This is a genomic window from Microbulbifer maximicatervae (SeqCode) (assembly GCF_056231245.1).
In genome coordinates this window covers 904,631-915,358 of record NZ_CP174334.1, presented here as the reverse complement: position 1 = coordinate 915,358, position 10,728 = coordinate 904,631, and the positions used below count along the sequence as shown (strand labels likewise).

The following is a 10,728-nucleotide window of genomic DNA, read 5'->3' as shown; positions in this document are numbered from 1 at the left end:
CAATATTCCGTTATTGATAAAAGTATCTAATTAGATAGCGTTTGGCGGACCGCGAAATTGAATTTTTAGATTTGTGACATTCATCACAAAATAATTCAATTACAGACTGAGGGAAAGGGGAAAATCAGCAAACATGAATGGCTGGAAAATAGCGTTAACTGCAAATAAAGCGCTTATGGGTTGAAGTAGGCCCAGTAACCTCATGATCAGGTGCCTGAGCCTTTTTTCAGAGAGCCTATTCGATCTCTTTGATCCGCATGGAGTTGGTATGCCCACCCATATTGAGGCGTTCCCCCTGGGTAATCAGTACCCGCTGCCCTTTCTGCAAATCGATTCTAGAGCTTAATACCTCGATAACCGCCTCGGTCAAATGTCCAAGGGGAACTGAAGCCGGATCAAAGCTCACTGTCTCTACTCCCCGTAACAGCATCAGCTGGCGAGCGATCTTAGGGTGCCGGGTTAGTGCATAGATCGGCAAGCGAGTATTTGCACGGGACATCATTCTCGGTGTGCGGCCAGACTCGGTCAATGCGGCTACAGCACAGAGGTTCTCTACTCGCGTTGCAACATCAATCGCCGCCTGGGCAATCACAGTATCGATTAAAGCTGAAGAACCGTGGTCCTCTGCAGTATAGGGAACACTGCCCAAATACTGTTCAGCGCCGATAATCACTTCACTCATAGATTCCACGGCGGCAACCGGGTAATCACCCGCTGCTGTTTCCGCCGACAACATAACTGCATCAGTACCGTCCAGCACCGCATTGGCAACATCCATCACCTCGGCACGGGTGGGAGTCGGGCTGGTAATCATCGACTCCATCATTTGCGTTGCAGTGATTACGGCGCGATTGAGAGCATTTGCGCGGTTGATCAGTTTTTTCTGCACCCCGACCAGAGCGGGATCACCGATCTCTACCCCTAGGTCACCTCGAGCTACCATAATCGCATCGGAAGCCAGGATTAGGCTGTCCATTTGCTCATCATCGGCAACAGCTTCGGCCCTTTCAACTTTGGCGACGATCGCTGCTTGGCTACCAGCCTCTGCCATGGCTTTGCGAGCAGTATCCAGGTCTTCCGCACAACGCGGGAAACTGACTGCGAGGAAATCCACTTCGAGATCTGCTGCCAGCTTGATATCCCGGTAGTCTTTTTCTGTCAGTGCCGGTGCAGACAGGCCCCCGCCCAACAAGTTGATGCCCTTGTTATTCGACAGCTTACCGCCTTGTAATACCCGGCAATAGAGCTTGCTTGGGGTAGTGCCGGTTACTTCAAGGCGAATCTTGCCATCATCCAACAGCAGGATATTGCCGGACTGGCAGTCGCTGATCAGGCTTGGATAATCCACTCCAACGCGGTGCTCATCTCCCCCTTCAACCGGGCAATCCAGGTCGAGGGTAAATTCGTCATTGTTTTCCAGTTGTACACTGCCCTTGGCAAAACGGGCAATACGAATTTTGGGACCCTGCAAGTCCCCCAAAACCGCAACAATTTTTCCCTGCGCTTCGGCGGCGTTGCGCACCTCTGTAACGCGGCGTCGGTGATCCTCCGCCGATCCGTGAGAAAAGTTCAGACGTACAACGTTCACCCCTGCGCGAATCATTTCATCGATTACGCGAGGCTTGTCCGTACCCGGGCCTAAGGTTGCTACGATTTTTGTATGGCGAATCATAAGATCCCGTCATCTAATAATTTGAGAAGGAGGTTCAGAGGGCTAACAAACAGGAATTCTATGTCCATTTAATGGCCCTCAGTAATTGAATTACCAAAATATGCCAAATGAAGGGGATCAGGCGGATTCAGCAACAGGCTGGTTCAACTGAAGCGTTTCAGCCATCGCCAGACTGGTATCCAACATGCGGTGGGAGAAGCCCCACTCATTATCGTACCAGGCCATGACCTTCACCAAGTTACCATTCACACGGGTATGGTTGGCATCAAAGTGACTGGAGGCACTGGTGTGATTGAAGTCCACAGATACCAAAGGCTGATCGCAGTAGGTCAGTACACCGCCACTGGCCTTAGCAGCTTCCTGCATGATGCGGTTAACTTCTTCGGCGGTGGTGTCACGGCCGGCAATAAACTGGCAGTCCACCAGAGACACATTGCTTACCGGCACACGGACGGCCATACCATCGAGGCGACCTTTTAACTCAGGCAATACCAAACCTACCGCTGCAGCCGCACCTGTTTTGGTAGGGATCATATTATCCGCCGCCGCACGGGCACGATAAATATCTGCGTGCACCGCATCTTGGGTATTCTGGTCATTGGTATAAGCGTGCACGGTGGTCATAAAGCCGCGCTCAATACCCAATTCACGATGCAGTGCTTGAGCTACAGGTGCCAGACAGTTGGTGGTGCAGGATGCATTGGACACCACACGGTGATCCGCAGTGAGATTGCTGTCGTTTACACCGTAAACAACTGTGAGATCCGCATCTTTTGAGGGTGCAGAAATCAGCACTGCAGCGGCACCGGCTTCAATATGGGCAGAAGCGGAAGCGCGATCGGTAAAGCGGCCAGTACACTCCAGGACTAAATCCACACCCAATTGCTTCCAAGGCAATTTGGAAGGATCGCGCTCCTGGCAAACCTGAACTCGATCACCACCAATAACCAGAGCATCACCATCGACTTTGACGTCTGTACCAAAGCGACCGTGAATAGTATCGAAGCGAGTCAGGTGAGCATTAGAAGCTACCGGAGCGAGATCATTAATCGCGACCAATTGAACACGATCGCTGTAGCCTGATTCGTAGATAGCTCGGGTGACATTTCTACCGATACGACCGTAACCATTAATGGCAATTTTAATTTTCATCTCGCTTTACCCTCTTTATATGCTTCTGGTTTTTCAAGTGGCACCCGCTTGCGAGTGCACCATACCGAGTGTGTGTTATTTCAATTCCGCAGCTTGTTTTGCCAGACGAGTAATCTCTGCCCAGTTCTTTTCACGAACCAGAGTGCTGCTCGCCATCCAGGAACCACCGACACAAACCACATTGTTCAGAGCCAGAAAGTCCGGGGCATTTTGAGGCCCTATACCACCGGTGGGACAAAAGCGAACGTCCTGTAGCGGACCGCCAATGGATTTCAGCATTGGCACTCCCCCTGCCGCCTGGGCTGGGAAAAATTTCTGGTAGCGATAACCACGCTCGTAGAGGCGCATCACTTCTGAAACACTGGCAGCACCGGGCAGCAGCGGTACTTCACTGCCTTCAGCAGCATCCAGTAAGCGGTCGGTTGCGCCGGGGCTCACCATAAAGCTGGCGCCGGCTTCGATAGAGCGACGCAGATCATCACCATTGAGCACCGTGCCAGTTCCCACATGGGCTTCCGGCAGGTGTTTTGCAATTTGTTCAACAACTTCCAGGGCTGCCTCAGTGCGCAGGGTTACCTCAAGTACTTTCAGGCCACCTTCAATCAAAGCGCCGGCAAGAGGGAGGGCATCTTCAACTTTATCTACAACCAGTACTGGGACAACGCCAGCTACCTGCAAAATCTCGGCGATATTTTTCTGCATCAGATAATTCCAAATCTTTCGTTAAGGCGCCCAGTAAACAGTGACTGGTTTCAGCCCCTGCTTAAGAATACTGCGCACCGGCATTTCTAACTCATCACTGCCGAGCAACGCCTCGCGATAAACTTTTAGCTTCTCTTCGCCAGTGATCAATAACTTAATATTGCGCGCTTGCAAAATTGCACTCAGAGTCAAAGTCATACGCTCGGTATTGGAGCCGGTAACTTCACTTTGATTAGCAGTAATTGCCTTGCACAACTTTTGTGATTCAGGATTTAGTGCATCCTGTAAGCCCTGTGCATGGGGGAATAGTGATGCGGTGTGGCCGTCACTGCCCATACCCAGCAAACAAACATCAAACGGTTTCTGCAACTCGCTATATGCGCGCTCACAGGCCTCTTCACCTTCAGCGGCTGATGCATGTGAATTTTTCATACCCAGAAAATTGGCTTCATCGCCAAAATTCTGTAAAAGCGACTTCTCAATAAAAGCTGCGTTACTACCGCTTTCGGTTTTTTCTACCCAGCGTTCATCAACGAGAGCCGCTGTAATTTGCGACCACGGAAGTGGGCGTTTGGATAGCTCGCGATATACTGGTTCCGGCGTACTGCCGCCAGATACCAGGAAACTTGCGTGATTATTTTCTTTAATGCCTTTTTGCAGTTCGCAAGCACAATCGTGGGCTAGAGCCTGCACCAGGCGCTCGCGATCTTGGAAAAATTTTTCTTCAGCCATGGATTCTTCCATTTCTCTTAGTGGAAACCGGCGCGGTAAAATTAATAGCTGCGCCGGCTTTCCAGATTATTACTGCGCGTTAAACCAATGACGATCACTGCGTGACAGCAGTTTTTCTGCCTCTTCTGGCCCCCAGCTACCTGCAGGATAGGGCTGCGGCTGATTAGCCGTTTCGCGCCAATGCTCAATAATTGGATCCACCCACGCCCAGGCAGCGGCAACTTCGTCACGGTGGATAAAGAGCGCGGAATTATTTGCTGCAGCATCCAACATCAGGCGCTTATAAGCGTCGCTGCGGAAGCTGTCGTAAGTATCAGAAAGGGTTAAATTCAATTCGGCCGGTTGCAACTCGGTGGTGAGGCTGTCCATTTTCTTCGCCATCAAAACCAGTTTGATACTTTCTTCTGGCTGTAAGCGAATAACCAAACGGTTGGGAACAATCTTTCCGGCTGACTTATCGTATACATGATGAGAAACATTTTTGTATTGCACTACAATTTCGGCACAACGCTTTTCCATGCGTTTGCCAGTACGCAAGTAAAACGGCACCCCTGCCCAACGCCAACTATCGATATGCGCTCGAATGGCAACGAAGGTTTCGGTTGAACTGGTTCCTCCGTCGAGTTCATCGAGATAACCAGGAACATCACTGCCATTGATTTGCCCAGCTATATACTGGCCACGCACAACGTTTTTATCGACCAAATTACCGGTAAGCGGGCGCAAAGCCTCAAGCACCTTAATTTTTTCTGCACGGATATTCTTCGCCGACATACTGTTGGGAGATTCCATGGCGATAAGGCACAGCAGTTGCAGCAGATGGTTTTGCACCATATCCCGCATAGCACCAGTTTCATCATAAAAACCCGCACGCCCTTCCAGCCCTACGGTTTCTGAAATACTGATCTGGATATGATCAATGGTTTTTGCATCCCAAAGATGCTCAAACAATACATTGCTAAAACGCAGTGCAAGAAGGTTTTGGACAGTTTCTTTACCGAGATAGTGATCGATACGGAAGATGCTATCTTCCGGGAAGTAACTGGCAATTTTACTGTTAATTTCATCAGAGGTTTGGGCGTTATAGCCCAACGGTTTTTCCACCACAACTCTGGAATTTTCAGTAATCAGGCCTTTTAAGGAGAGGTTTTCACAGCAGGGACCAAATACTGCCGGCGGAATTGCCAGGTAGAAGATGCGAACCCGCTCCGGGTCGGAGCCGAGAGTTTCTGCCAAGTGGTCCCACTGGGCATCCGGTACGGCAATATCCAATGTGACGGGGCAAAGCAATTGGCTAAATTGGTCCCAGCTCGAAGCGCAGTACTCGCCTTCACGAAGATACTTTTGCAGTGCCTGGTGGGCTGTTTCGATATATTGATCAATATCTGACTGGCGGCGACACACCGGAAGGATGCGACAGCCCTCAATCAAGCTGCCCTCTCTAAATGCTCGGTAAAGCGCCGGTAGCAACTTGCGCAGTGCAAGGTCTCCGCCTCCACCAAATAACACCATATCAAAAGGGTTAATCATAAATTTTGCTCTGAGATCGTTCTTGTCTCGGAGCCTTACTGGCTCCGCAATAATCAATAAAGAATACTTGCACCGGTCTCTGCACCGCTGGCAAGCCCGCGCATATTAGCGAATAGTTCACGGCCGGTTCCACGGGCACTTGCCGACAGATCACACTGAGCCGGTTGGCGGGCATTAAATTCAGCTTCGTCTACCAGTACGCGCAGGACGCCAGCCTCTGAATCCAGCTCAATCATGTCACCCTCTTGCACCTTGGCAATCGCGCCGCCCTCTACGGCTTCCGGTGACATATGAATAGCAGCCGGTACTTTCCCGGAAGCGCCGGACATACGCCCATCGGTGACTAATGCCACTTTAAAGCCACGATCCTGCAGCACCCCCAACGTCGGTGTCAGCTTGTGCAGTTCCGGCATACCATTGGCGCGAGGCCCCTGGAATCTCACTACAGCGACAAAGTCGCGCTCTAACTCACCAGCTTTGAATCGCTTGAGCAGGTCGTCCTGGTTATCCAGGACAATGGCAGGCGCCTTCACCTTGAGATGCTCAGATTTAACCGCAGAGACTTTGATTACACTGCGCCCAAGGTTTCCTTCGAGCAACTGCAAACCACCATGCTGGGAGAAAGGGTCAGTGGCTGGACGAATGACCGTCGTATCACCGCTCTCTTCTGGAGTAGGTTTCCAAACCACACCGCCGCCAGCATCACTGTTGAGGAAGGGGTCTTCACAGTAGGGTTCAAGACCGGAATTACCGAGTACCGTGTGCACATCATCGTGTAAAAGGCCAGCGGAGCGGAGTTCGCGAATCAGGAACTGCATACCGCCGGCTGCGGCAAAGTGGTTAATATCCGCAGTGCCGTTCGGGTACACATGACAAAGCAACGGCACCACTTCAGAGAGGTCTGCCATATCCTGCCAAGTCAACTGAATACCTGCTGCACGCGCCATCGCAATAAGGTGCAATGTGTGGTTTGTGGATCCGCCGGTAGCGAGCAATCCCACCACTCCGTTGACGAATGCTTTTTCGGTGAGAATTTTAGCTACCGAAGTGTGCTGGCTAGGTTCAGTAATTTTTACCAATTGCGCCACGGCAGCTTCATTTAATGCCGAGCGCAAATCAGTACCGGGGTTTACGAAGGAACTGCCGGGCAATTGCAGCCCCATAATTTCTACCAGCATCTGGTTACTGTTGGCAGTGCCGTAAAAGGTGCAGGTGCCGGCACTGTGGTAGGAAGCACTCTCGGCTTCCAATAGTTCAGAGCGCCCTACTTTGCCTTCAGCATACAGCTGGCGAACCCGGACTTTTTCCGCATTGGACAGGCCAGTGGGCATTGGACCCGCAGGTACAAAAATTGAAGGCAAGTGGCCAAAAGAGAGAGCACCAATAACCAGGCCGGGGACAATTTTGTCGCAGATACCCAGGAATATGGCTCCTTCGAAAACATCATGCGAAAGCGCGATTGCTGTGGACATGGCAATCACATCTCGCGAAAACAGGCTGAGTTCCATCCCTGCACGCCCTTGAGTCACCCCATCGCACATTGCCGGTACGCCACCGGCAACCTGGGCCGTTGCGCCATTGCGCGCAGCTGCCTCTTTCAATTGAGCAGGGTAGGCACCATAGGGCTGGTGAGCGGACAACATATCGTTATAGGCGTTGACGATACCCAGGTTCGGCCCCCGCCCAGAGGCGATCAACTGCTTATCACCTTCCGGAGATGCGGCTATTGCGTGGGCCAAGTTTCCGCAAGACACATGTGCCGCTGCCCGCCCTTCAATATGCGCTTTCTCAACCTGCGCCAGATACTCTGCACGAGTTTCTTCGCTGCGCTTAATGATGCGTTCGGTAACGGTCTGAAGCTTGCTGTGAACCATGACTATTCCGTAATAACTCTGTTGAGGTGATCTCTAGTTACAAAAACCACCAGGGTCACATTTCAGTGGCATCAGCCACCTGTGATTATCTTTCCGTGGAGCGCCTTTCGGCGGAATGGCTCCCACTGCAACCCTTTGGTTGTAGTGCCATCGATGTCCTATTACCCAATCGTAAACCTGAAGCAGAAGGAACAAAGTTGCTTTTATCAGATCGCTGGAAACCCAATCATTCCAGCGGACAACCTTTCAGCCCACGGCAAGACTGCTTATGGAGACTCATAGGAAATCCTGTTATCGGGTAGAAATCTCACTTCCGAGCCTCTTCCCGCTCTTAGAGCTGAATGTTAGTGATCCAACAATGCCGGAACCTCCTCCCCACTGAGGTGGTAGAGACTTTGGACGCCCGGCTTGAGTAATTCACCCAATCTGTAGCCACTCAATCTTATTGATGCGCATTATGTAGTAAAACTACAAAAATTTTCAAGAGGCTTCAAATAGTGATTGAAGATGTTGACCAGGGGAGACAGGCATATAGGAAGTATTTGGCGTAAAAGCCATCATTTTCTTTAATAATAGAAAACTAACTGCTTTTACTTGGTCACAAAGAGAAAGATTGGCCTTACTTAGGTGTAGGATTTTTACAGACAAATGATAAGGTCTGGGAATCTCAAAGAATTGGGATAAAAAACTACAAATTACCCACAAATTAAGAAAGGAGGCGCACCCCATAAGCTAATTGCAGACTCATAACTGTTAAAATCCCACCTTCCAGCAATACTTACTTGTCGATGCCAGCAAGGCCAAGGCTCAGATAGAACTAGTTGATGCATGAAAGTCACAATTAACGATGTTGCCGAGCGCGCCGGCGTATCTATCAAAACAGTGTCCAGGGTGATCAATAATGAGCCCTCTGTACGCGCAGCCACTCGGCAAAAAGTACTCGACGCAGTCAAAAGCCTGAACTACACACCCAGTCTGGCAGCGCGGAATCTGGCGGGGACACACTCCTATTCCATCGCATTTATTTATGACAACCCTAATGCCCACTACGTTATCGATATGCAAAACGGCATATTGGAAGCCTGCAGAGCAAAAGGGTATGAGCTACTTATCCATCCTTGCAATTCGAAATCTCCAGTTATCCACAGCGACCTAAATAAACTTGTCGAGCACGGCAAAGTAGCCGGATTGGTCCTGACCCCCCCTTTTTCAGAGTCACCTTCTTTTATCGATACGCTCCAATCCATGAATGTGGAATTTGTGCGAATTATTTCCTCCACCAATACAGAGAAAGCAAAGGGAAAGTCTATACAGATTGACGACCGCCAGGCCGCCTACAATATTACCCAGCACCTACTTTCACTCGGGCACAAGCGTATCGCTTATTTAAGCGGAGGCGAGGAGCATCTTTCCACCTTGGGGCGCCAAAATGGATACCGCCAGGCACTCGAAGATGCAGGAATAGCAGTAGACCAACATTTGATTGTTGAAGGGAAATATTCATTTGAATCGGGCGAGATCAATGCGAGAAAGATCCTCGACAGCGACAAACCTCCCTCAGCAATATTTGCCGCTAATGACGAAATCGCAGCGGGCGCTATATTTGCCGCCCGTATGTTAAAGATTGATGTTCCCGGGCAAGTCTCTATCGCAGGATTTGAAGACAGCCCATTTTCTCGACAAACCTGGCCCAAACTTACAACCGCACACCAACCCAACCAGGAAATCGCCCGCTCGGCAGCCGAATTACTGCTTGAGAAAATTCAGTGTAAAAGTTCAAAAGAACTCAATGGTTCCGGGCAAGAGGGAGAAACGTACCGCAGCTTCACCCCCGAGTTAATTATTCGACAATCCACTGGCCCCGTGCCCAAATAACCCCTTCAGCTTAAGAGAGATCTGGAAGGTTAATTTCGTCGATAAATTTCACGCCCCAGGCTCCAGGTCCTATTCACTTGCAGATCCTCACCTAATAAAACCATATCCGCTCGGGCCCCTTCAGTGATTACACCTGCTCCCAGACCAAGGAACTGCGCCGGATACAAACTTGCCATGCGCAGCGCTTCCGGCAATTCAATCCCACACCAGTCGCGGATATTTTTAACCGCGCCGATCATATCCAAGTGAGAACCCGCTAACTCTCCGGTACTGGAGGTCAGTTTATCCCCTTCTCGTGTAACCACTCGATCAAATAGGGGAAAACTGGTGGCATCACTGCCCACTAGCGACATTGCATCGGTTACCAGTAACAACTTACCGCGAGGTTTTGCTTTCAAAGCTAACGCCATAGCGCCGGTACTGACATGGTGGCCATCGGCAATTAATCCACACCAGGCGTCATCCCGGATCAAGGCTGCCCCCACCATACCCGGCTCACGCGAATGAAGCGGGGACATTGCATTGTATAAGTGGGTAAATCCTGTCGCTCCAGCATCCAACGCAGCTTCAACAATTTCAGCACTCGCATTCGAATGGCCGAGACAAACATGAACCCCCAGGGAAACCAACTTTCGGATAGCGGATACCGATACACAATCTGGCGCCAGAGTGACCAAGCGGATTCCCAGGTCTTCCCGGGCGTAGAGGGAGAGCTCCTCATGACTCAAAGAGCGGATAAACCCTCCTTCATGGGTACCCTTTTTGGCCTCACTTAAATGCGGCCCCTCAAAATGTACTCCAATCACACCCGGAACACCGCTGGACAAGGCCCCACTTACCGCATCGGCTGCCCGCTGCATCACTGCAAAGCTATCCGTAATCAAGGTGGGCAGGAAAGCACTGGTACCAAACTGACTATGGGCTTCGCTTATTTGCTGAAGCGCATTAACTGAGGGCTCCTGATTAAACAGTACACCACCACCACCATTGACCTGGATATCAATAAAGCCCGGCACCAACAAACCCGGTAAGCGCTCAGCATCGGAACTCACTCCCCCACCCACTGCGGAAATCAGTCCGCTATCTCCAATGGTGATAGCAACATCTGCAAGTATGCGCTCGCCATCAAATAGCTTTTCAGCAATCAGGATAACCCCCACTTCCCCCTCCCAAATATTATTTTCTGTTTTA

The 10,728-nt window shown here is 50.6% G+C and carries 8 protein-coding genes; 1 reads left to right on the top strand and 7 read right to left on the bottom strand.

Annotation, left to right across the window (positions count from 1 at the left end):
- Positions 1 to 235: 235 nt before the first annotated feature.
- The 6 genes from pyk to edd form a co-directional block, all read right to left on the bottom strand.
- Positions 236 to 1,672, bottom strand: a complete 1,437-nt coding sequence (pyk, locus tag ACJJIS_RS03930) for a pyruvate kinase (RefSeq protein WP_444907446.1) — start codon at positions 1,670 to 1,672, stop codon at positions 236 to 238.
- 117 nt (positions 1,673 to 1,789) lie between these two features.
- Positions 1,790 to 2,824 (bottom strand): type I glyceraldehyde-3-phosphate dehydrogenase, encoded by a 1,035-nt coding sequence (gap, locus tag ACJJIS_RS03925; protein WP_475709524.1) that lies wholly within the window; start codon positions 2,822 to 2,824, stop codon positions 1,790 to 1,792.
- Between the two features lie 75 nt (positions 2,825 to 2,899).
- The gene (locus ACJJIS_RS03920) at positions 2,900 to 3,526 is read right to left on the bottom strand and encodes a bifunctional 4-hydroxy-2-oxoglutarate aldolase/2-dehydro-3-deoxy-phosphogluconate aldolase (protein WP_444940911.1); all 627 of its coding nucleotides are present in this window, start codon (positions 3,524 to 3,526) and stop codon (positions 2,900 to 2,902) included.
- A 21-nt stretch (positions 3,527 to 3,547) separates the two neighbouring features.
- On the bottom strand, positions 3,548 to 4,258 hold the full coding sequence (gene pgl, locus ACJJIS_RS03915) for a 6-phosphogluconolactonase (RefSeq protein WP_475709523.1): 711 nt from the start codon (positions 4,256 to 4,258) through the stop codon (positions 3,548 to 3,550).
- 69 nt (positions 4,259 to 4,327) lie between these two features.
- On the bottom strand, positions 4,328 to 5,788 hold the full coding sequence (zwf, locus tag ACJJIS_RS03910) for a glucose-6-phosphate dehydrogenase (RefSeq protein ID WP_475709522.1): 1,461 nt from the start codon (positions 5,786 to 5,788) through the stop codon (positions 4,328 to 4,330).
- Between the two features lie 53 nt (positions 5,789 to 5,841).
- Positions 5,842 to 7,662, bottom strand: coding sequence for a phosphogluconate dehydratase (gene edd, locus ACJJIS_RS03905; RefSeq protein WP_475709521.1), 1,821 nt, complete (start codon positions 7,660 to 7,662; stop codon positions 5,842 to 5,844).
- A gap of 828 nt (positions 7,663 to 8,490) precedes the next feature.
- On the opposite strand from edd, the gene ACJJIS_RS03900 reads away from it, so the two are divergent.
- Complete coding sequence (locus ACJJIS_RS03900; protein ID WP_475709520.1) at positions 8,491 to 9,537, top strand: LacI family DNA-binding transcriptional regulator; 1,047 nt, start codon at positions 8,491 to 8,493, stop codon at positions 9,535 to 9,537.
- Between the two features lie 29 nt (positions 9,538 to 9,566).
- On the opposite strand, the gene nagA is transcribed toward ACJJIS_RS03900, so the two are convergent.
- Entirely contained in the window at positions 9,567 to 10,697 is a 1,131-nt protein-coding gene (gene nagA, locus ACJJIS_RS03895) for an N-acetylglucosamine-6-phosphate deacetylase (RefSeq protein WP_475709519.1), read from the bottom strand.
- Between the last annotated feature and the right edge of the window lie 31 nt (positions 10,698 to 10,728).